22 protein-coding genes are annotated in these 19,662 nt (G+C 72.3%); 14 read left to right on the top strand and 8 right to left on the bottom strand.

The window, feature by feature from the left end; genetic code table 11:
* On the bottom strand, positions 1–684 hold a 684-nt coding region (locus FNH09_RS13380), incomplete at its 3' end, for a hypothetical protein (protein ID WP_152887455.1).
* On the bottom strand, positions 681–1,091 hold the full coding sequence (locus tag FNH09_RS13375) for a hypothetical protein (protein WP_162468529.1): 411 nt from the start codon (positions 1,089–1,091) through the stop codon (positions 681–683). The genes FNH09_RS13380 and FNH09_RS13375, both read right to left, overlap by 4 nt.
* A gap of 384 nt (positions 1,092–1,475) precedes the next feature.
* Here FNH09_RS13375 and FNH09_RS13370 point away from each other — a divergent pair, with 384 nt between their 5' ends.
* The 4 genes from FNH09_RS13370 to tgmB all read left to right on the top strand — a co-directional run bounded on the left by FNH09_RS13370 (position 1,476) and on the right by tgmB (position 4,621).
* On the top strand, positions 1,476–2,714 hold the full coding sequence (locus tag FNH09_RS13370) for a hypothetical protein (RefSeq protein ID WP_238426646.1): 1,239 nt from the start codon (positions 1,476–1,478) through the stop codon (positions 2,712–2,714).
* A 273-nt stretch (positions 2,715–2,987) separates the two neighbouring features.
* Positions 2,988–3,269 carry a DUF1232 domain-containing protein gene (locus FNH09_RS13360; RefSeq protein ID WP_162468528.1) on the top strand — a complete coding sequence of 94 codons (282 nt, stop codon included), beginning with the start codon at positions 2,988–2,990 and terminating at the stop codon, positions 3,267–3,269.
* Between the two features lie 157 nt (positions 3,270–3,426).
* Positions 3,427–3,618 carry a putative ATP-grasp-modified RiPP gene (gene tgmA / locus FNH09_RS13355; RefSeq protein ID WP_152887452.1) on the top strand — a complete coding sequence of 64 codons (192 nt, stop codon included), beginning with the start codon at positions 3,427–3,429 and terminating at the stop codon, positions 3,616–3,618.
* Between the two features lie 16 nt (positions 3,619–3,634).
* Positions 3,635–4,621 (top strand): ATP-grasp ribosomal peptide maturase, encoded by a 987-nt coding sequence (tgmB, locus tag FNH09_RS13350; RefSeq protein ID WP_152887450.1) that lies wholly within the window; start codon positions 3,635–3,637, stop codon positions 4,619–4,621.
* A gap of 114 nt (positions 4,622–4,735) precedes the next feature.
* On the opposite strand, the gene FNH09_RS13345 is transcribed toward tgmB, so the two are convergent.
* Together FNH09_RS13345 and FNH09_RS13340 are read right to left on the bottom strand one after the other, a co-directional pair.
* Positions 4,736–4,951, bottom strand: coding sequence for a hypothetical protein (locus tag FNH09_RS13345; protein WP_162468527.1), 216 nt, complete (start codon positions 4,949–4,951; stop codon positions 4,736–4,738).
* Between the two features lie 64 nt (positions 4,952–5,015).
* Positions 5,016–5,327, bottom strand: a complete 312-nt coding sequence (locus tag FNH09_RS13340) for a DUF5133 domain-containing protein (protein WP_162468526.1) — start codon at positions 5,325–5,327, stop codon at positions 5,016–5,018.
* Positions 5,328–5,467: 140 nt separating this feature from the next.
* On the opposite strand from FNH09_RS13340, the gene FNH09_RS13335 reads away from it, so the two are divergent.
* Positions 5,468–5,827: a hypothetical protein gene (locus FNH09_RS13335; protein WP_152887445.1), complete on the top strand. Its 360-nt coding sequence runs from the start codon at positions 5,468–5,470 to the stop codon at positions 5,825–5,827.
* Between the two features lie 95 nt (positions 5,828–5,922).
* On the opposite strand, the gene FNH09_RS13330 is transcribed toward FNH09_RS13335, so the two are convergent.
* The gene (locus FNH09_RS13330; protein WP_152887442.1) at positions 5,923–6,468 is read right to left on the bottom strand and encodes a hypothetical protein; all 546 of its coding nucleotides are present in this window, start codon (positions 6,466–6,468) and stop codon (positions 5,923–5,925) included.
* A gap of 558 nt (positions 6,469–7,026) precedes the next feature.
* Between FNH09_RS13330 and FNH09_RS13325 the strand changes: the two genes are divergently transcribed.
* Entirely contained in the window at positions 7,027–7,257 is a 231-nt protein-coding gene (locus tag FNH09_RS13325; RefSeq protein WP_152887440.1) for a DUF397 domain-containing protein, read from the top strand.
* A 128-nt stretch (positions 7,258–7,385) separates the two neighbouring features.
* Positions 7,386–8,306: a helix-turn-helix domain-containing protein gene (locus tag FNH09_RS13320; RefSeq protein ID WP_152887437.1), complete on the top strand. Its 921-nt coding sequence runs from the start codon at positions 7,386–7,388 to the stop codon at positions 8,304–8,306.
* Positions 8,307–8,366: 60 nt separating this feature from the next.
* Here FNH09_RS13320 and FNH09_RS13315 read toward each other — a convergent pair whose 3' ends face one another.
* Positions 8,367–9,185: an SAM-dependent methyltransferase gene (locus FNH09_RS13315; RefSeq protein WP_162468525.1), complete on the bottom strand. Its 819-nt coding sequence runs from the start codon at positions 9,183–9,185 to the stop codon at positions 8,367–8,369.
* Between the two features lie 253 nt (positions 9,186–9,438).
* Here FNH09_RS13315 and FNH09_RS13310 point away from each other — a divergent pair, with 253 nt between their 5' ends.
* The 7 genes from FNH09_RS13310 to FNH09_RS13280 all read left to right on the top strand — a co-directional run bounded on the left by FNH09_RS13310 (position 9,439) and on the right by FNH09_RS13280 (position 16,498).
* Entirely contained in the window at positions 9,439–9,726 is a 288-nt protein-coding gene (locus FNH09_RS13310; protein WP_152887433.1) for a hypothetical protein, read from the top strand.
* Between the two features lie 123 nt (positions 9,727–9,849).
* Positions 9,850–10,737 carry a Gfo/Idh/MocA family protein gene (locus tag FNH09_RS13305; RefSeq protein ID WP_152887431.1) on the top strand — a complete coding sequence of 296 codons (888 nt, stop codon included), beginning with the start codon at positions 9,850–9,852 and terminating at the stop codon, positions 10,735–10,737.
* Between the two features lie 96 nt (positions 10,738–10,833).
* On the top strand, positions 10,834–11,952 hold the full coding sequence (locus FNH09_RS13300) for a SpoIIE family protein phosphatase (RefSeq protein ID WP_162468524.1): 1,119 nt from the start codon (positions 10,834–10,836) through the stop codon (positions 11,950–11,952).
* Between the two features lie 184 nt (positions 11,953–12,136).
* Positions 12,137–12,343: a hypothetical protein gene (locus FNH09_RS13295; RefSeq protein WP_152887428.1), complete on the top strand. Its 207-nt coding sequence runs from the start codon at positions 12,137–12,139 to the stop codon at positions 12,341–12,343.
* Between the two features lie 70 nt (positions 12,344–12,413).
* On the top strand, positions 12,414–13,817 hold the full coding sequence (gene sthA, locus FNH09_RS13290) for a Si-specific NAD(P)(+) transhydrogenase (RefSeq protein WP_162468523.1): 1,404 nt from the start codon (positions 12,414–12,416) through the stop codon (positions 13,815–13,817).
* A 231-nt stretch (positions 13,818–14,048) separates the two neighbouring features.
* Complete coding sequence (locus tag FNH09_RS13285; protein WP_152887425.1) at positions 14,049–15,521, top strand: APC family permease; 1,473 nt, start codon at positions 14,049–14,051, stop codon at positions 15,519–15,521.
* Positions 15,522–15,532: 11 nt separating this feature from the next.
* Positions 15,533–16,498 carry a hypothetical protein gene (locus tag FNH09_RS13280; protein WP_152887423.1) on the top strand — a complete coding sequence of 322 codons (966 nt, stop codon included), beginning with the start codon at positions 15,533–15,535 and terminating at the stop codon, positions 16,496–16,498.
* Between the two features lie 22 nt (positions 16,499–16,520).
* Here the strand turns inward: FNH09_RS13280 and FNH09_RS13275 are convergent, their stop codons facing one another.
* Together FNH09_RS13275 and FNH09_RS13270 are read right to left on the bottom strand one after the other, a co-directional pair.
* Positions 16,521–18,863 carry a glycosyl hydrolase family 65 domain-containing protein gene (locus tag FNH09_RS13275; protein WP_162468522.1) on the bottom strand — a complete coding sequence of 781 codons (2,343 nt, stop codon included), beginning with the start codon at positions 18,861–18,863 and terminating at the stop codon, positions 16,521–16,523.
* Positions 18,860–19,600, bottom strand: a complete 741-nt coding sequence (locus FNH09_RS13270; RefSeq protein WP_152887421.1) for a beta-phosphoglucomutase family hydrolase — start codon at positions 19,598–19,600, stop codon at positions 18,860–18,862. The genes FNH09_RS13275 and FNH09_RS13270 overlap by 4 nt, the downstream gene beginning before the upstream one ends.
* Between the last annotated feature and the right edge of the window lie 62 nt (positions 19,601–19,662).

The raw sequence follows: 19,662 nt of genomic DNA, 5'->3' as shown, positions 1-19,662 counted from the left end.
GGGCACGGGAGGGGCGGATACGGTGGTGACGAGACCGTCGGCGGCGAGGCGCCGCAGCTCGACGAGCGTGGGGAACGTCCGCCAGGCCAGCGCCGAGGCGATCTCGGCGGCCGTGCGCACACCGTCGACCTGGGCCAGCGCGCGGCCGCGCCGGGTGGGCAGCGCCGCCGCGCGGACGCCGGGCACCCGCACGAGGGGGGCGTTGTCGATGTCGGGCTCGGGCCAGATGCGCTGGAGCTGGTCGCGCCGGCGCTGCGACTCCCGTACGACGGCGTCCACCGGCACGGGCCGGACCGCGCCGAGCCAGTGACCGATGTCGGGGCGGAAGCGCGGCGCGCGGCTGGTGCGGCCGAGGGCGAAGTACGCGGCGTCGAACAGCACGCCCAGGTGGCACAGTTCCAGCGCTCCGGCGGCGAGCCGCCCGCTGTCGACGAGTTGCCGGCCGACGCTGCGGCGTCTGCCTCCTCGGTCGAGGGCCTCCTGCCAGCCGTCGGGGTCGACGGCACCGCTGCCGGTGAGCAGCAGGCCCAGGTCGGGGGCGAACGGGGAGTCCACGTGCGCGACGCGTCCGGCCAGCAGGTAGAAGGTGCCGCGCTCTCCGCTGAGGGCACCGGTCGCACGCTCGGCGGCGAGGCTTTCGAGCGAGTTCAGCACGGTGGCGTCGGTCAGCGGTAACGGGGTCATCCGAGCACCAGCCGATTCGCCGTCTCGGCCAGTCGGATGCGGGCCAGGGCCAGGTTTCCGTCGGCGCGGTCCAGCCAGAGGTGGAGGAAGACGCTGCTGTCGAAGGGGGTGGAGACGAAGGTGAGCACGTGGTAGGAGTCGGGGGTCGTGACGATCACGTCCTGCACGGGCGGCGCGGTGCCCGGGTCGGCCTCCGGCCCGTCGCCGACGCCCTCCGGTGCGAAGGAGCGGCTCTCCAGTGCGGCCCGGGCGAACTCCGCGGTCTCCGCGGCCGCGGCCTCGTGGTCCCCGCCGGCCGCCTCGCCGACCACGCCCAGGGCGAGCCCACTGACCCAGTCGACCACCGCGGCGCCACGGGCACCGGGCACCCGCATGGCGTCCAGCAGACTCTCGTCGATTCCGGGCACGCAGGAACCCCCCTCCCCGCACGGATGTATCGCGAACGTGATGTTGAGACTACGGAATGTGTCGGCTGCGGGAGAGGGCTTTGGCATTTTCCAAGGGAACATGCGCGGATATGGCCGAGGATGATCGCTGCCCGACCCGGACCGAAGGCCGGCGGAGGCGGGGCGGAGATCCGTCCGTCCCGGCCCGCAGACAGGGCGGGGACCCGTCCGGCCGCGACCGCCGGGCGCCGGAGCGGGAACCGGTCACGTGGGTGCGCCGGTGGTACACGGAGAAGGCCGCGCACCTCATGGGTGCGACGCGCCGGGCGACCCCCGCCTGGCCGTATGCACCCCGGGACGACGATACTGGCTTTCGCACGTCGTCCCCGCACCACAGATGGACTCATGCCGACCTCTCCCACCGCGCAGCCCACCCTTCCCCCTACGGTCTGGCTCGTCCGGGGCCGCCATCTCGGCCCGGCAGCGGCCGACGCCCTGCGCAAGAACCTCCGTCTCCTCAAGGACACCGAAGTGATCCGGGACTGGCTGGAGGTGCCGGAGTCCGAGAGCTCCCCGGACGAGCGGATCTTCGAGGCCCGCTGGTCGGCCGGGCCGGAGGTGACCGTGCGGGCGCGGCTGACGCTCACCGAGGACACGGCTTTCGGACAGGACTGGACGCTGGTCGCGGAGGCCGAGCAGCCGTGGGACCAGCGCTGGCCCTCCCCTGCCACCATGTTCTGGCCGCAGGAGCGGGACACCTCCTGGGACCACGAGGCCACCACCCGCCTGAGGTTCCTCGACACCAACCAGCTCCCCGAGGACGACAAGGAGCTACGGCGGCTGCTGCGCTCCGCGGTGCGCGGCAGCTGGGCCGTCCATCTCGTCGTCCACGAGGCCATGACCCCCGACCAGCGGGGGCGCCGCCCGCTGACCCCGCTGCTCGGACCCGGTCTGCACCACCGGGTGGTGGAGCACCGTGCCGCGCCGCACCAACTGCGCTCGGTGAACTGGGCCCTGCGCGAGTTCGGCGTGGAACTGCCGCGCGGCGGGGCCGTGGTGCTGCCCGGGACCCCGGCCGCGCCCGGCTACGACGCGTCGGCGTTCTCCGTACGCAGCGTCTTCCTGGACGGCTCGGAGCCGACCGAACTGCTCGACGCGGTGACACGTTTCGCCGCGTCGCCCAGGCCGCTGCCGACCGGCGCCGAGGCCGCCCTGACCCAACTGCGCGAGGACTGGCGGCTGCTGACGCTGGAGGAGGAACTGGAGCGCGAGCGCAAGCTCGTGGCGATGTACGCCGAGGCGCTGGAGGCCATGACGCAGTCGCGCGATCTGTACCGGGAGGCGGCCGAGCGGGCGAACGAGGCACTGGCCGCCTACCGCGAGGGCGCCGGGACGCGCCCCTCGGCCACCCGCGCGGGCGGTTCTCCGCTCCAGCAGTTGACGCGCACCCTGGAACGCTTCAAGGCCGGGCCGAAGGGGCGTCCCTGGACCGCCCCGTCCACCTCGTCCACCTCGTCCCCCTCGTCCGCCACGGACATCCCGTCCCCCACCGCCACCCCGGACGAGCCCGCCGGAACAGCCGGTGCGGCCGGCACGGCCGGCACGGCTGGTACGGCGAACACGGAGCCTCCGGCCGACCGCTGAGCGCGGTGGTCGTCACGGAGGGTACACAGCCGACGCCGTGGCGCGCTCGGCCGGGGAGCGGCCGCCCCCGCACCCGTGTGGGGCGGCAGCCGACTTGGCTCCGTCCGTGAACAGGTGCCCGCACCCCCCGCCCCGTCACCGTGGAGCAGCCGGGTGAAGCGGCCGCAGCAAACGTGCTTTCCGCCGACAAAAACGGGCATTCGACTACCAAAGACGGGGGACAGTACGGGGGTAGACCAGACGTGGCGCGGCAGACCGCGCGAGGGAGGGTCCGTGGATTCGACCACCACGTTCATCACCGTCGCCGTCGTGGCGGCGGTGCTTCTGTTCGCTCTGGCCGTCGGGGTGTTGGTGCGCTTGGTCCGGGCCCGGCAGGGTCTGCGCCGCGCGGGACTCCCGACCGGGCCGCGCTGGGTCTTCTGGGGCGCGGTCCTGTATTTCGTACTGCCGACCGACTTGTTGCCCGATCCCGTCTATCTCGACGACATCGGAGTGCTCCTGCTCGCCCTTCGCACCCTGCACCGTTCTCCCGATCGCTCCGGTGCCGAGGGCTGACCAACCGGCGCCCCTCGCGCCAAATGTCACGGAGAGTAAGGAAACCAATCACCCGTTCGATTCGTATAAGTACCTGGGGGTCGCACGAAGACAACGGGCCGAGTGACACGGCCGGGCGACACCGCTTGATCGAGGCAGTACCGAAGAGGGAGAGACCATGCAACCGTTCGCGCTCAACTACGCACGCCCAGCTGCGGAGTTGGAGTTCGTGACTCCGTATGCCTACGACTCCGGACGGCAGTTGAACGTACTCTTCGACGGTCGGATAGCCGCCCGCGACCACGCCCTGCTGAGAGAACTCGGGACCACGACCTCTACGGCGGGCTCGAAGACCCACTTCGACGACTGAACACGAGCGGCCGACAATGACCGTACTGATCCTTACCTGTGAAGAAGACGTCACGACGGACATGGTGATCGTCCACCTGAACGCGACCGGCGTCCCGGTGGTCCGGCTCGACCCGGCGGATCTCACCAACGGCGTCGCGCTGTCCGGCGAGTACGTCCACGGCGCCTTCCGCGGCCATCTGTCCTCCGCGGGGCGCCTGGTGAGCATCGAGGGCCTGCGTTCCGTCTGGGTCCGCAGGCCCGGCGCCCCGGCCGCCAACGCCGCCGGCGCCTCGGCCTGGCTGGCCGAGGAGTCCTCACAGGCCCTCTACGGCATGCTCCGCGGCAGCGGCGCACGCTGGATGAACCATCCCGACGCGGCCGTGCGCGCCCGGCACAAGCCGTGGCAGCTGCACCTGGCCCAGCGCACCGGGCTGCCCGTCCCTGCCACGCTGATCACGACCTTCCCGCAGGCGGCCCGCGAGTTCGCGGAGCGCTATCCGGATCTGGTGGTGAAGCCCGTGTCGGGCGCGCATCCGCAGGACCCGCCCCGGGCGGTGCCGACCAGCCGGGTGGCTCCGGACGCCGATTTCACGGCCGTGGCGTACGGCCCGACCCTGCTGCAACGCCGGGTCGCCAAGAGCGCCGACATCCGGTTGACCGTCGTCGGCGAGCGGATGCTGGCGGCCCGCAAGGCGGCCGACCCGGACGCCGATCCCGACCTGGTGGACGTGCGCTACGCCTCGTCCGCCGTACCGTGGCGCCCCGTCGAGGTGCCGCCCCGGATCGCCGACGCGGTGCGGGCCTACCTCCGTGGGGCGGAACTGGCCTACGGCGCCTTCGACTTCGCCGAGGACGCCGACGGCACCTGGTGGTTCCTGGAGTGCAACCAGTCGGGCCAGTTCGGGTTCGTCGAGGTGGACACCGGCCAGCCCATCGCCCATGCCATCGCGCGGTGGCTGGCCCGGCCGGTGGCGGACGCGCAGCCGGAACACGCCAACTGCACCGGTTCCGCCATGCCGTGAGCCCCGACCCGCACCCTGCACCCCGACCCGCCCGGTCCGAGCCGTGCCGTGCGCCGGGGACCTCGTTCCGACCCGCGCCACACCCCGCCGCGCCCCGAGCGACCGAGGGATCGGTCAGCCCGGCAGCTGTCCCGGCATCAGGGCCGTGCGCTGCCACCCGGCGCCCGGCGAGGAGGCGCGCGACGCGGTCTCGGGATAGCCGAGCGCCTGCGTCGGCCGCAGCACTATCTCCAGTTCCCTGCTGACGCGTTCGGCCTCCCGGCGTACCTGGCCGGGAACGTCTCCGCGTTCCGCGATGAGTCGGTCGTAGATGGGGGAATCGTGGAACACCGGGCAACGTGCCTTTCGTCTGGTACGCCTCTTGCGCTGCTGCGCCTCGGCACGGTTGCCGAGTCTAGGCGCCCTCGCACACCTCGGTGTTAATTCCGGGAGAGACGGGGGAGAACCGGACAGCCGTCGACACACCGGTCTTTCCGTGCGCCCCGGACGCCCCGGACGCCCCGGACGCCCCGGACGCCAGCATGGCGTCGGCCCTCGCGATCGCCTCCCGCACCCCCTCGGTCCCCATCAGGACACACAGGGTGTAGCTGACGTCCTCCAACTCCCGTGCGGCGGCGGCCGGGCCGCCTCGTTCGGCACGGGCGATCTGCAACGACGCGTAGCGGGTGAGCAGTCTTCTGACGACCTTCGGGTCCGGAACCAGCACGCGACGCCCCTCTCTCGGATGTGCGCTCCGTCTGCCCGGTCCGCCGCCGGACATGCGCCGCGTCCGAAGCCGCCCGCTTCCAAATCAGCCGTGAGCAGTTGAACAAGGGGCACGCCCCTCTCAACGAACGGTGTACCCCGATGTCCCGCTCCAGCCGCTTCCTCTGCGCCCTCTACCTCGCCACCGGCTCCGGACTGGCCTGGCCCGCCGTCCTCGAGTTCCGCTTCGGGCCCGCGTGGGCCGGCTGCCTGTTCGTGGCCGCGAGTCTCGTGCCGGTGATCGCCGTCCTGCGCGAGAGCGTCCTGTGCGACCACCGCAGGGACGTGGCCCGGCTGCGGCGGCTGTGCGCGACCCCGGCAGCGCACTCCGGCCGCACCGCCCTGGACCAGGCGGTCCGCTCCCAGCTCGACGCCGCGTGCTGCGAGCGCTGGTGGACCAGCCTGGGCGCCGACCACGACTCGGCGTGCCGGCACCGCACCCACCGGAGCAGCGCGGCCTGACCGGCGCCCCCGGACGGCCTGTCCGCCGTGCGGTGCCGTACCCGGCGCCGCCGCGGCGCGGGGGCCCGTCGGCGCGCGGGCGAGGGGCGGGTGGCTCACTCCCCCAGAGCGCGGGCGAGTTCCGTGGTGGCGCGGGCGATCTCGGCGTCGTCCTCGGCCATCAGGTGGCACAGCTCGGCCCGGCGGGCGTGGACGGCCTGGCGCGCCTTGCGCTCCCAGACGACGTGGTTCTCGTGGTGGTTGAGCAGTTTGGGGTACACGGCGGCCGTGGACTCCCACTGACGGGCGTCGGCGATGTTGCCGAGCAACCGGATGATCTGCGCCCGGCAGGTGACGTGCGGGAGTCGGGCGAGCTCCCAGAGGAACGGGACGGTGGCGGCGGTGGCCTGCTCGACGACGAAGCCGAACTGGCAGATGCGTTTCCTCAGGTCGTCGAGCGCACTTCTGGCCGTCTCGGCGTCGCCCCAGGCGACGCTGTTGAGCAGCAGCGGGATCGCGGCGGCGGAACCGGAGGAGTCCCGGATCTCGTGCCAGGGCACCTGCCCCAGGGCCATCAGGGGGGCGGTCCTGGCCACGCCCCGCGCGGGTGCGTCGCTGTCGGTGCGCTGCGTGCTCGGCTGTGCGGTCGGAGCGGGGCGCATGGCGGAGAGCCTTTCCACGGCGGTCGTGTCAGCGGAGGGGGTGGAGCGACGGCTCGGCACGGGCGGCGGTGCTCGCGGGGGCCGGCCGGTCCGGCTCCCGCGCAGGTCCTCGGACAGGGTGTGGGCCGTGCCCGGGCGGTGTCCCGGCGGCACGACGGACGGCGGAGCGGGCGGGCACGGGCCCTCCCTGGCCGCATCCGGCACGCGGCGCGGCCGGGGCACGGGAGCCGCTGGACCAGCCGGCTCCCGGCGGCGGCCGCTCCCCGGGATGTACGGAGTGGACGGTTCGCACCGGCACCCCACTGATACCGGTCCCACCTGCCGACAGCGCGGCCTCGCCCGCCGGCCGGGCCGCTCCGGGTGCAGGTGACGACACGACATCCCCCTGATGTGAGGTCAGGTTGCGGCGTCCACACGGGGGTTGACGCCACGGCTATTATCCACGCTGAAGGCCTCCGCGTGCAATTGCACGAGAAATTGCGCGAAAGTCAGCGGTCGTACGCGGGGTTCGGCGAGGAACGTGAACAGCGGCGAGGAACGAACAGCAAGGAGACGTCGATGCCAGGAGTACGCAACGGTGTGCGGGCCAGTTCACTGGACGTCACCTGGGTCAAGAGCCGTCACAGCAACGCCGAGGGCAACTGTGTCGAAGTCGCCTCACTGACCGGCGGAGGCATCGCGGTGCGCAACTCCCGCGACCCCGACGGGCCCGCGCTCGTCTACACGCCGGCCGAGTTGGCGGCGTTCCTCGCCGGGGCGAAGGAGGGGGAGTTCGACCATCTGCTGTGAGCCCGCCGCGACAGCGGACGGCGAGCGCGAGCGGAATGCAACTCCCCTGCTTTCCGGCCACACATGAAGGAGACCGGAGGCGTGCGATAGGGTGGTTGGCACTTCTGCCGGTCAGCTGGGAGTAGAGGATGTCAGCCGAGTCGCATCGCATCTCCCGTCTCGAACCCTATCTGGACAGACCCGAGCCTGCCCCGACTTTGCTCAAGATGCTGGTCGGCGTGCAGCTGGCCGGCTTCCGGGAGGACGCGGGCCTCTCCCAGGACCAGGCGGCGCGCACCCTGGGGTTCAGCGGGGCGAAGCTCTCCCGCATCGAGTCGGGCAAGGGCCGCAGGCCGCCGACGGAGCACGACGTCCGCGCGCTGCTGGAGCTGTACGGCACGGACGACTACGCGACCTCGGTCCTGCTCAAGCTGCTCAAGCGGGCGGGCGAGCCGGGGTGGTGGCAGCGGTACGACAAACGGCTGATGCCGGAGTGGTTCGACCGTCTGGTCGGATTGCAGGAGGCCGCCGCCACCATCCGGACGTTCGAGATCCAGTACGTCCCGGGCCTGCTGCAGACGCCCGCCTACACCCGGGCCGTGGTGGAGCGAGGCCTGCCCAACGCGACGGCCGCCGAGGTGCAGCGCCGGGTGGAGCTGCGGATGCGCCGGGCGGAGCTGTTGTCACGCAAGGACGCCCCGCAACTGTGGGCGGTCGTCGACGAGTCGGTCCTGCTCAGGGTGCTGGGCAGCCGCACGGTGATGCGCGAACAGCTGGCCCACCTGGTCGAGATGGCCCAGCGGCCCCATGTGACCGTGCAGGTCGTGCCCCTGGACGTGACGAACGCGTCGGCGCCCGCCATACCGATCACCTATCTGCGCTTCGGCGGGCTCGACCTGCCCGACGTCGTCTACCTCGAACACATAAGAAGCGCGAACTTCCTGGAGGACCGGGACGAGACGGAGGAGTACCGGCTCGCGCTGGACCGGCTGGCGGACGAGGCGCTCAATCCGCGCGAGTCGATGCGGCTGCTGCGCGCGACGATGGCGGAGCGCTATCAGCGGTCGTGAGCGAGGCTCGCGACCCCCGCTCCGCTCCGGACGGTCCGGCCGTGTTCCGCGACCGGGTGGTCAGCCGAGACGGCCCACGCCGCCGAACTCGATCCACTCCTGGGTGAGCTGACGCGGCGCCACCTCGCTGTCCGGGCGCCAGCCGGACACCTCCACCAGGCCCGGCTCCAGGATCTCGGTGCCCTCGAACAGGGCGGCGACGTCCTTCTCCTGGCGGACCCGGCCCCAGTGGCCCTGCGTGGCCTTGTCCATGAAGTCGGTGACGAACTCACGGACCTCGGCGTCCTCGCTGACCAGCTGGCACATCACCAGAAAGCTGCCGGGCGCGAGTCGTTCGCTCACCCGGCGGACGACGGCCTGCGGACCGTCGGTCTCGCTGTCCGGGATGCAGTGGAAGACCGAGTTGAACAGCACGGCCACCGGCTCGGAGAAGTCGATCAGGCGCTGGGTGTCGGGGTGGTCGAAGATCTGGTCGGTGGCCCGCAGGTCGGCGTGGATGACGGTGGTGCGCTCGTCCTGCTCCAGCAGCGCCCGGCCGTGGACCAGCACCATCGGGTCGTTGTCGACGTAGACGACGTGCGTGCGCGGGTCGACGCGCTGGGCGACCTGGTGCACGTTGTCCTGGGTGGGCAGGCCTGAGCCGTGGTCGAGGAACTGGCGGATCCCGAAGTCGGTCGCCAGGGTCCTGACGACCCGCTGGAGGAAGCGCCGGTTGTTCACGGCGAGCCGACGGGTGCTGGGGACGACCTTGTCGAGCTCCTCGCAGGCCGCCCGGTCCGCCGCGTAGTTGTCCTTGCCGCCGAGGTAGTGGTCGTACATCCGGGCGGCGGTCGGCACATTGGCGTCGATCTTCGTGGACAGCTGCTTTTCCATGTGCACCGCTCCCCCAGCTCCGTACCGTGCCACCTGCACGACTGACGGTACATCCTAGGGACTTGGCCTTCGGCCGTTCCAGACTCTGCGCCAAAGTCCCTGTGAATCAATCGGGTTGCTCACGCAACCTGTCAACAGGCCTTTTCCCGTCGGCCCTGCCGACGCGTCGCGGACCATCACGGATTCTTCACCTTTCGGACACGCATCAGGTGGCTGGACCTGAGCACTCGCAGCAGATGGATCGCCGGGAGGGGATGTCGTGATCGTGATCGTGGTCGCCGTTCTGCTGTTGCCGCTGCTGTCCGCCCTGCTGATCGTGATGGACCGGGTGGAGGACCACCTGCTGCATCCCGTCCGCACGAGACGTCGGCACGCCGGTGGGCGTCGGCAGCTGCGCCTGATACGGGGCGACGGCCGCCGGTACGCGACCGGGAACCCCGAGCGACACCCCACCGAGCGCTCCGCCGAGCGCCCCGCCGAACACCTCGCCGAGCGCCCCGCCGCCGCAGGCGGGCCCGAGGCCGCCCCGGCGGCCCGCGCGGCCTGAACACCGGGCACCGAGCACCGGCAGGCGTGCGCGTCTGCCGCGTCATGTGCGAGGCTCGCCCACGGCCGACCGCCACGAGGGCGCCGGCCGGAGGCACCGTGCGGCACGGTGGAAGGCGGCGGCATGCGCATCGGACTGCTCGGAACCGGCCCCTGGGCGCACCAGGTCCACGCACCCGCCCTCGCCGCACACCCCGAGGTCGACTTCGCGGGCGTCTGGGGCCGTCGCGCCGACGCGGCGAAGGAACTGGCCGAACAGCACGGCACCCGGCCGTACGACGACGTGGACGCCCTGTTCGCCGAGGTCGACGCGGTGGCCGTGGCCCTTCCCCCGGACGTCCAGGCCGGCCTGGCGGCGCGGGCCGCGCGGGCCGGGTGCCATCTGCTGCTCGACAAGCCCGTCGCGACCGACGTCGAGCGGGGACGCGCCGTGGTCGACGCCGTGCGCGAGGCCGGTGTCGCCTCGGTGGTCTTCTTCACCACCCGCTTCCTGGCGGACTCCGCGACCTGGATCGGCGAGCAGGCGGACGTGGGCGGCTGGTTCACCGGGCGGGCGCAGTGGCTCGGCGCGGTGTTCACCTCCGACAGTCCGTTCGCGGCCTCGCCCTGGCGGCGGGAGAAGGGCGCGCTGTGGGACGTGGGCCCGCACGCCCTGTCCGTGCTGCTCCCGGTGCTCGGCGACGTCCGGCGGGTGACCGCCGCGGCCCCCGGTCCCGGTGACACCGTCCACGTGGTCCTCGGGCACGCCGGCGGCGCCTCCAGCACGCTGACCCTCAGCCTCACCGCGCCGGCCGCGGCGGCGGGGACGACGGTCGAGCTCCGGGGCGAGCACGGGGTGGCCCTGCTGCCGGAGCGCTCCGAGGGCGCCCTGACCGCCTTCGGCCGCGCCGTCGACGCCCTGCGCGAGGCCGCCCGCACCGGTGTCCCCCACCCGTGCGACGCCGCGTTCGCCCTCCGGGTCACCGAGATCCTCACCGAGGCCGAGACCCTGCTGACCTCCGACGCGCACTGACCTACACGCACCGGCCGACGCGATGCGGCCGCGGCCGGATGCCGGGCGCGGGTCCGCGGACATGCGGCGCGCGGGTCGTCGTAGGAGCGTGGTGGTGTGGGAAGCGTGCGTGCCAGGTCATTCCGCCGGGACCGACGGGGCTGGCTGCGGGGCGCGCCGCCGCCCCGGTGGATCCGCGCGCTGCCGCCCGTCCTGATCTGCACCGTCGCGGTGGTCACGCTGCTGAGCCCCGGTCCGCTCGACATCGGCTTCCTGCTGGGCGCCATCCCGCCGCTGGCGGTGCTGTCGTACGGGCCGCTGGCGACGGCACTGCTCGGCATCGTCGCGGTCGCGGTGCTGATCGTCCCGGTGTTCCAGCTGAACCGTCCGGGCAACACCGACCTGCTGACCGTCTGCTTCGTGGCCCTGCTGAGCATCTTCGTGTCGTACGTGCGCAGCCGTCGGGACGCCCAGCTCGATCTGGAGCGCACGGTGGCCGAGGCGGCGCAGCGCGCGGTCGTGCCGGAGGTGCCCCAACGGGTCGGCCAGGTGCGCTGCGCGGCCCTCTACCGTGCGGCACAGCACGGGACGCTGGTGGGCGGGGACTTCTTCGACGTCCGCGAGGGTCCGCACGGGGTACGGGCCGTGCTCGGCGATGTGCAGGGGCACGGGCTGGCGGCGGTGTCGTCGGTGGCGCTGCTGCTCGGGGCGTTCCGGGAGGCGGCGCTGGACCACCCGGACCTGGAGTCGATCGTCGGCCGCCTGGACCGGCGGCTGCTGGTGGACGCGGCGCAGAACCGGCGCGACGAGCGGTTCGCGACGGCCGTGCTGCTGGACATCTCGCCGGAGGCGGACCTGGTGCGGATCGTGACCTGCGGCCATCCGCCGCCCCTGCTGCTGCACGACGGAACGGCCCGCGAGGTCGGCAGCGCCCCGTGGCCGCCGCTCGGCCTCGGGCTGCCCGACGCCTCCCCGCACGGGGAGGGCGCGGTGCGGCTGCGGCCGGGCGACCGTCTCGTGCTGGCCTCCGACGGGGTCTGGGAGAGCAGGGACGCCTCCGGGGCCTTCTACCCGCTGCCCGAGCGGCTCGCCGCGCTCGCCGCGGAACACGGTGACGACCCGGAGGCCCTGGCCGACCAGGTCTGGGTCGACGTCCTGCGGTTCTGCGGCACGACGACGGTCCACGACGACGTCACGGTGCTCGTCCTCGCCCCTGATCTTGCCGCACCGCACTGACCTGGGCGTTTCCCGGAGACCGGGCCGGTCGGGGACCGGTTCGGCCATCCGGGTGTGTGCCGCCCGTACCGGGGCACCCGCTTCTTCCGGATGCGCGCCGCGCCCGCGCGATGAATGGTGATAGTGGGACCCGGTGCCGGCACCGGGCCGAAGCAGTCCCCAACGGACCCGAGGAGCAGTGATCATGGAGACGTCACAGACCGACGCGTCCCGGCAGATCCGGGAGCGCGTCACCCCGGACAGCCTGCTCCACACCCGCACCGGCACGGAGGTGGCACCGGAGGACCTGGTGCTCGCCACCGGCCGGGACGTGACCCCGAGCAACCTGGAATGGGCCCGGCGGAAGCTGGACCGGGAGGGGCCCGCCGCCATGGAGAAACTGCTCCCGTAGGACGCGGAACGGCTCCCTGGAGCCGGTACACCCTTTCGAAAGGCGCCTTCGGGCTGACAGACTCCCGAGGGTGCCAGACTTCGACATGCTCGTCCTCGGTTCAGGACCCGGTGGCCAGAAGGCCGCCATCGCCGCCGCCAAGCTCGGCCGCCGGGTCGCCGTCGTCGACCGCCCCGACATGGTCGGTGGGGTCTCCATCCACACCGGCACCATCCCCTCCAAGACGTTGCGGGAGGCGGTGCTCTACCTGACCGGACTCACCCAACGCGATCTGTACGGGCAGAGCTACCGCCTGAAGGACGACATCACCATCGGCGATCTGACCGCGCGCACCCAGCACGTGGTCGGCCGCGAGGTCGACGTCATCCGCAACCAGCTCTCCCGCAACCAGATCTCGCTGTACGCCGGTATCGGCCGCTTCGTCGACGCCCACACGGTCGCCGTGCGCGAGGCCGACGGCCAGGACCAGCTGCTGACCGCCGAGCACATCGTCATCGCGACCGGCACCCGGCCGGCCCGGCCCGAGTCCGTGGCGTTCGACGGGCAGACGATCCTCGACTCGGACAACGTCCTCACCCTGGAAGGCGTTCCGCGCTCCATGGTGATCGTGGGCGCGGGTGTGATCGGCATGGAGTACGCCTCCATGTTCGCCGCGCTCGGCAGCAAGGTCACCGTGGTCGAGAAGCGGGCCGGAATGCTCGACATGTGCGACGTCGAGGTCATCGAGTCGCTGAAGTACCATCTGCGCGACCTGGCGGTCGCGTTCAGGTTCGGGGAGACGGTCGCCTCCGTCGAGCGCCATGCGCGCGGCACGCTCACCGTCCTGGAGAGCGGCAAGAAGATACCGGCGGACGCGGTTCTGTACTCGGCGGGTCGGCAGGGCCTGACCGACGAACTCGACCTGGACAAGGCCGGACTGACCGCCGATCCGCGCGGCCGGATCACCGTCGACGAGCACTACCGCACCGAGGTGCCGCACATCTACGCCGTCGGCGACGTCATCGGTTTCCCGGCGCTGGCCGCCACCTCGATGGAGCAGGGGCGTTCGGCGGCGTACCACGCCTTCGGAGAGCCGGTCGGGCAGATGGACCACCTCCAGCCGATCGGCATCTACACCATCCCCGAGATCAGTTTCGTGGGCCGGACCGAGGACCAACTCACCGAGGCGTGCGTGCCGTTCGAGGTCGGCATCGCCCGCTACCGGGAGCTGGCGCGCGGTCAGATCATCGGCGACCAGCACGGCATGCTGAAGCTGTTGGTCTCCCCGCAGGACCGCAAGCTGCTCGGTGTGCACTGCTTCGGCACCGGGGCCACGGAATTGATCCACATCGGACAGTCCGTGATGGGCTGCGGCGGTACGGTCGACTATCTGGTCAATGCGGTGTTCAACTATCCGACGCTCGCCGAGTCCTACAAGGTCGCGGCGCTGGACGCCACCAACAGGCTGCGTCAACTGGACCGTATCGGGGACTGATCCGGGAACCGGGCCGGGAGCCGAGCCGGGGGACCTTGGGGCTATCATCACTCGCACACTCGGTGTGATCTTTCGCCGACCCGGCGGTTGAACGGCGGCCACCTGCTCCTTCGCCGTCCCTGACCCGAGGTCATCCCCCTCCGGCGCACGGCGGCCGCAACCCCACCCCCCTACGTCGTCGGGGCCGGGCCGGCCGCCCTCGCGTCGTGCACGACGGAAAGCAGCACAGCCATGAGCAAGAGCAGGGGCAGAGGACTCCAGGCCAACGCCCTCGGTACGTTCGACACAGTGGTGATGGCGGTCGCGGGCAGTGCTCCGGCCTACTCGCTGGCCGCGACCACCGCGGTACTGGTCGGCACGGTCGGTGTGGCCAGTCCCGCGGCTCTGCTGTACTGCGTGATCCCCATGCTCGGCATCGCGCTGGCGTTCAGCTATCTCAGTCGTATCGACGTGAACGCGGGCGCCAGTTACTCGTGGGTGGGGCGCACGCTCCACCCCTTCCTGGGGTTCGTCAGCGGCTGGGCGCTGGTGGTCTCGGCGACCATCTTCATGGTGGCCGGATCGCTGCCCGCGGGTTCGATGACGCTCGCGCTCTTCGACGAGGGTCTCGCCGACGACACCGCGCTGTCGACGCTCGTCGGCGCCGCCTGGTTCCTGGTGATGCTGGGTGTGGTGCTGGGCGGTGCGCGGCTCACCGTACGCGCGCAACTGCTCATGTCGGGCGTGGAGTTGGCCGTGCTGGCGCTGTTCGCGGTGCTCGCGCTGTTCCACTCGGGCAACGCCCGCGCCTTCGACTGGTCCTGGTTCGGGTTCGGTCACTTCGACGGGGTGTCGGGGTTCGCGTCGGGCGCGCTGGTCGCCGCGTTCTACTACTGGGGCTGGGACGTCACCAGCAACCTGAGCGAGGAGACCCGCAACAGCCGCCGTACGACGGGACTCGCGGGCCTGATCGGATTGGGCGTCGTGTTCCTGCTGTTCGAGGTGTTCACGATCGTGGTGAACGTGGTCCTGTCCACCGGGCAGATCGAGGACAACGCCGCCAACGTGCTGGGGGCGCTCGGTGAGGAGATCTGGCCGGGCTGGGGCGGCAGGCTGATGGTCGTGGCGGTGATGCTGTCCACCATCGCCACCCTGGAGACCACGCTCATCCAGGTCACCCGCTCGCTGTTCGCGATGGGCCGGGACCGTACGATGCCGGCCGCGCTGGGCCGGGTGCACCGCACCTGGAACACCCCATGGGTGGCGATCACGGTGGTCGGCGCGGTGGCGCTCGCGATGTTCGTCGCGGCCAACGCGCTGGGCTCGGTGGGCGACATCCTCGCGGACGCCATCGCGGCGATCGGTCTCCAGATCGCCGTCTACTACGGTCTCGCGGGGCTCGCGGTGGTCGTCGCCTACCGCAGGATGCTGCTGAAGTCGCCCGCCCACTTCGTGTTCGGCGGGGTCTGGCCGCTGTTCGGCGCCCTGTTCATGTTCTGGACCTTCGTCGAGTCGCTGGGCGAGCTGAGCGCGGCGGCCGTCACAATCGGCATCGGCGGACTCGCCGTCGGACTGGTCCCGATGTTCTGGTACTGGAGGCAGGGCAGCGACTACTACCGGCCCGCCCGGCTGGACGCCAGCCGCACGGTCGCCACGGAGTACGTCCCGGCCGACCGTGCCGCCGCGGCCTCGGCCGCCCACGAGGGTCTCCCCACCGACTTCTGAGGGGGAATCCGATGGCGCGAGACCGTTTCGCTCCCGACTTCGACCCCGACTGCGGGGACACGGCCGTCACCTCGGCCCGGCACGACATCGTCATCGGCCGCTGGCAGGGGCTGCGGGAACTGCTGCGGGCCACCGGTCCCGACTGGGCCGCCCGGGGACACCGGGTCCGGCTGCTCGCGCAGGCCTGCACGGACAGTTCCGCGGTCGAGACCTGGCTGGCCGCCGAGCCGCACAGCGGCGACGCGCTGGTGCTGCGGGCGGCCACGGAGGCGGTGCGGGCCTTCACCCTGGCCATCGCCGCCGGCCGGGGTGTGCCCATCGACCAGCACCGGGTCGACACCGCGGTACTGGCGTGCCTGCGGGCGGCCGAGGCGCTGCCCCAGGACCCGACGCCGTGGGTCTCCCTGATCTCCGTGGCCCGGCTGTACCCGTCGGGGGTGCGTAGACAGGAACTGGCCCGCTGGTGGGACGAGTTGCACCGGCGCGACCCGTACAGCGTGGAGGGTCACCTTCAGGTCCTGCACTACTACTCCGCGCGCTGGCACGGCACGCACGGCGTCATGTACGACTTCGCCCGCGACGCGGCGGGCGCGGCGCCGCCCGGCTGCGCGCTGCCGGTCCTGGTGCAGTACGCCCGGGTCGAGGAGTACCGCTACGCCCTGGACGCGGCCAGGGGCGACCAGGCCGTGGTGCGGCTCGGCCGCCACTGGGACAACCCCGGCGCGGTCGGCGACGTACGACGCACCTGGCAGCGCTGGCTCGCGGACCGCGCCGACCTCGACACGCCGGTCGAGCCGAGTGCACTGCGCGACCTCAACTATCTCGCGCACGCGGCCTGTCTGGCGGATGCCCGGGACGTCTCGGGCCCGTTGCTGCGGAGGCTCGGCCGCCGGGCGACGCGTACGCCGTGGTCGTACACCGGCGATCCGCAGCAGCAACTCGCCAAGTGGCACAAGGAGTCGGGGTCACCGGTGTGACGGCCGGGCCGCGTCCCGCGGGTCAACGGGCTTTCGGGATGCGGTGGACCGGCTGTTCGGGGGCCGGGCGCGGCGGTGCCGGAGGGACCGGCCGTACCTGCGGACCGTCCCCGTTCAGGGACAGGGGCTCGCCGTGGTGGCGCAGGGTCAGCGGCGGCCCGGACAGCAGGGTGTACGTGGCCTCTTCCGGTCCGATCTCCACGCGCAGACGACGGCCGCGGTGCTGGAGGGTGAAGGCCAGCCGGCCCAGCCGCTCGGGGAGCCGGGGCGCGAACCGGAGGGTGCCGCCGTCGCGGCGCAGCCCGCCGAAGCCCGCCACCAGCGCCGTCCAGGTGCCGGCCAGCGACGCGATGTGCAGTCCGTCGCGGGTGTTGTGCTCCAGGTCCGCCAGGTCCATCAGCGCCGCCTCGGCCGCGTAGGCGTGGGCGAGGTCGAGATGACCGGCCTGGGCGGCGACCACGGCCTGACAGCACGCCGACAGCGAGGAGTCCCGTACGGTCAGCGGTTCGTAGTAGGCGAAGTTGCGGGCGACCTGCTCGTCGTCGAAGTGGTCCCCGCAGATGTACATGGCGAGGACCAGGTCCGCCTGTTTGACGACCTGCTTGCGGTAGAGGTCGAAGTAGGGGAAGTGCAGCAGCAGCGGGTACTGATCAGGCCGGGTGCCCGCGAAGTCCCAGCGCTGGTAGCGGGTGAAGCCCTCGTGCTGCTCGTGCACGCCGAGTTCGTGGTTGTAGGGGATGTGCATCGCCCGGGCCGCGTCCCGCCAGGCCGCGCTCTCCTCCGCGTCGACCCCGAGCCGGGCGGCCTGGCGGGGATGGCGTTCGGCGGTGTCGGCGGCGGCCAGCAGGTTCGTCCGGGCCATGAGGTTGGTGTAGGTGTTGTCGTCCGCGACGGCGCTGTACTCGTCGGGCCCGGTCACGCCGTCGATGTGGAAGGCGCCGCGCGGATCGTGGTGGCCCAGCGACCGCCACAACCGGGCGGTCTCCACCAGCAGTTCGAGCCCGGTCTCGCGCTCGAAGCCGGTGTCGCCCGTGGCCTGGACGTAGCGCACCGCCGCGTCCGCGATGTCGGCGTTGACGTGGAAGGCGGCCGTGCCCGCCGGCCAGTACGCGGACCCCTCCGAGCCCTCGATGGTCCGCCAGGGGAACGCGGCGCCGCGCAGCCCGAGTTGGGCGGCCCGGGCACGGGCGGCGGGCAGGGTGCTCTGCCGCCAGCGCAGTGCCTCCGCGACGGCCTGGGGCGCGGTGTGGGTGAGCAGGGGCAGGACGAAGGTCTCGGTGTCCCAGAAGGCGTGGCCGTCGTAGCCGGAGCCGGTGAGCCCCTTGGCGGGTATCGCACGCCGTTCGGCGCGGGCTCCGGCCTGGAGGACGTGGAAGAGGGCGAAGCGGACCGCCTGCTGGATCTCCTCGTCGCCGTCGACCTCGACGTCCGCGCGCGCCCAGAAGTCGTCGAGGAAGGCCCGCTGGTCGTCGAGGAGGCCCTGCCAGCCGCTGTGCGCGGCGGCCGCCAGGGCGGCCTCGACCTGGTCGCTCATCGCGGGCCGGGAGCGGACGCCGGACCAGCCGTGCGCGACCAGCTTCGCCACCCGCAGCCGCTCGCCCGGCTCCAGCACGGCGGTGACCGTGAGCCGGGCGACGTCGACATTGCTCTCGGCGCTCGTGGTGGTCCGCTCGGGGCCGGTCACGGTGTGGTCGGCGGCGACCGCCACCCGCAGGCCGCTGCGCCGGGTGCGGTGCACGAGACGCAGCCGCAGGCCGGCGGCGAAGTCCTCCTCCGGCTCCAGCGGCGAGCGCAGCGCCCTGGCCGCGCGCGGGTCGCCGTCCGGTTCGGGCAGGCTCTCGTTGGCGACCAGCTCCGACTGGATCACCACCCGGGCCGGTGCGCCGACGGCCTCCACCTCGTACGCCACGGCGGCGATCGCCCGCTGGGTGAGGGAGACCAGCCGCGTCGAACGCACCCGTACGGTCGTCCCGGCGGGCGAGGTCCACTCGCAGACCCGCTCCAGCACCCCCGCGCGCAGGTCGAGGGTGCGCTCGTGGGAGACGAGCCGTCCGTAGCGCAGGTCGAAGGGCTCGTCGTCGACGAGCAGCCGCAGCACCTTGCCGTTGGTGACGTTGATGACGGTCTGGCCGGACTCCGGGTAGCCGTAGCCGGCCTCGGCGTAGGGCAGCGGGTGCAGTTCGTGCACGCCGTTGAGGTAGGAGCCGGGCAGGCCGTGCGGTTCGCCCTCGTCGAGGTTGCCGCGCCAGCCGACATGGCCGTTGGACAGCGCGAACACCGACTCGCTCTGGGCGAGCACGTCGAGGTCGAGGTCCGTCTCGCGGACGGTCCACGGCTCCACGCTGTACGAGCGGTGGGTGATCACGCCCGGCCTCCCAGTTCCGCGAGGTCCTTCACGACGACGTCCGCGCCGTGTGCGCGCAGCGCGTCGGCCTGTCCTGTCCGGTCGACGCCGACGACGTATCCGAAGTGCCCGGCGCGGCCCGCGTCCGCCCCGGCCAGGGCGTCCTCGAAGACGGCGGCGCGGGCGGGCGGCACACCGAGGTCTTGGGCGGCGGCGAGGAAGGTGTCCGGGTGCGGCTTGCCCGGCAACTTCCGGTCGGCGGCCACGACCCCGTCGACGCGTACGTCGAAGAGGTGCTCGGCGCCGATCGAGCGCAGGACGTCGAGGGTGTTGGCGCTGGAGGAGACGATCGCGGTCCGCAGTCCGTGCGCGCGGACCGCCTCGATGTAGCGCAGGGTGCCGTCGTAGGCCTCGACGCCCTGGGTGCGGATCTTCTCCAGGAGCAGTTCGTTCTTGCGGTTGCCGAGGCCGTGGACGGTACCGGCGTCCGGCGGGTCGTCCGCCGTGCCCTCCGGCAGTTCGATGCCGCGGGAGGCGAGGAAGGTGCGTACCCCGTCGGCGCGTGGGCGGCCGTCGACGTACGAGGCGTAGTCGGCCGCGGCGTCGAACGGCCGGAAGCGCTCGCCCTCGCGCTCGCGCAGGAACGCGTCGAACGTCTCCTTCCAGGCGGACGCGTGCACCACGGCGGTCTTGGTGACGACCCCGTCCAGATCGAAGAGGCAGGCCAGGATGTTTTCGGGCAGACCGAGCTCCGTCATACCTTCACCGTTCCCCGCCCGACGCCGTCCACGGGGTGGCACGCGCCACATCTTGCCGACTC

Source organism: Streptomyces adustus (assembly GCF_009377175.1).
In the GTDB taxonomy this organism is placed as follows: domain Bacteria; phylum Actinomycetota; class Actinomycetes; order Streptomycetales; family Streptomycetaceae; genus Streptomyces; species Streptomyces adustus.
This window is presented reverse-complemented; position numbering and strand designations above follow the sequence as displayed.

Bases quoted from the DNA above. Each gene is read 5' to 3' on its own strand.
- FNH09_RS13370 (WP_238426646.1), top strand. From the start codon at position 1,476: ATGCCGACCTCTCCCACCGCGCAGCCCACCCTTCCCCCTACGGTCTGG.
- tgmA (WP_152887452.1), top strand. From the start codon at position 3,427: ATGCAACCGTTCGCGCTCAACTACGCACGCCCAGCTGCGGAGTTGGAG.
- tgmB (WP_152887450.1), top strand. From the start codon at position 3,635: ATGACCGTACTGATCCTTACCTGTGAAGAAGACGTCACGACGGACATG.
- FNH09_RS13335 (WP_152887445.1), top strand. From the start codon at position 5,468: ATGTCCCGCTCCAGCCGCTTCCTCTGCGCCCTCTACCTCGCCACCGGC.
- FNH09_RS13330 (WP_152887442.1), bottom strand. From the start codon at position 6,468: ATGCGCCCCGCTCCGACCGCACAGCCGAGCACGCAGCGCACCGACAGC.
- FNH09_RS13325 (WP_152887440.1), top strand. From the start codon at position 7,027: ATGCCAGGAGTACGCAACGGTGTGCGGGCCAGTTCACTGGACGTCACC.
- FNH09_RS13320 (WP_152887437.1), top strand. From the start codon at position 7,386: ATGTCAGCCGAGTCGCATCGCATCTCCCGTCTCGAACCCTATCTGGAC.
- FNH09_RS13305 (WP_152887431.1), top strand. From the start codon at position 9,850: ATGCGCATCGGACTGCTCGGAACCGGCCCCTGGGCGCACCAGGTCCAC.
- FNH09_RS13295 (WP_152887428.1), top strand. From the start codon at position 12,137: ATGGAGACGTCACAGACCGACGCGTCCCGGCAGATCCGGGAGCGCGTC.
- FNH09_RS13285 (WP_152887425.1), top strand. From the start codon at position 14,049: ATGAGCAAGAGCAGGGGCAGAGGACTCCAGGCCAACGCCCTCGGTACG.
- FNH09_RS13280 (WP_152887423.1), top strand. From the start codon at position 15,533: ATGGCGCGAGACCGTTTCGCTCCCGACTTCGACCCCGACTGCGGGGAC.
- FNH09_RS13270 (WP_152887421.1), bottom strand. From the start codon at position 19,600: ATGACGGAGCTCGGTCTGCCCGAAAACATCCTGGCCTGCCTCTTCGAT.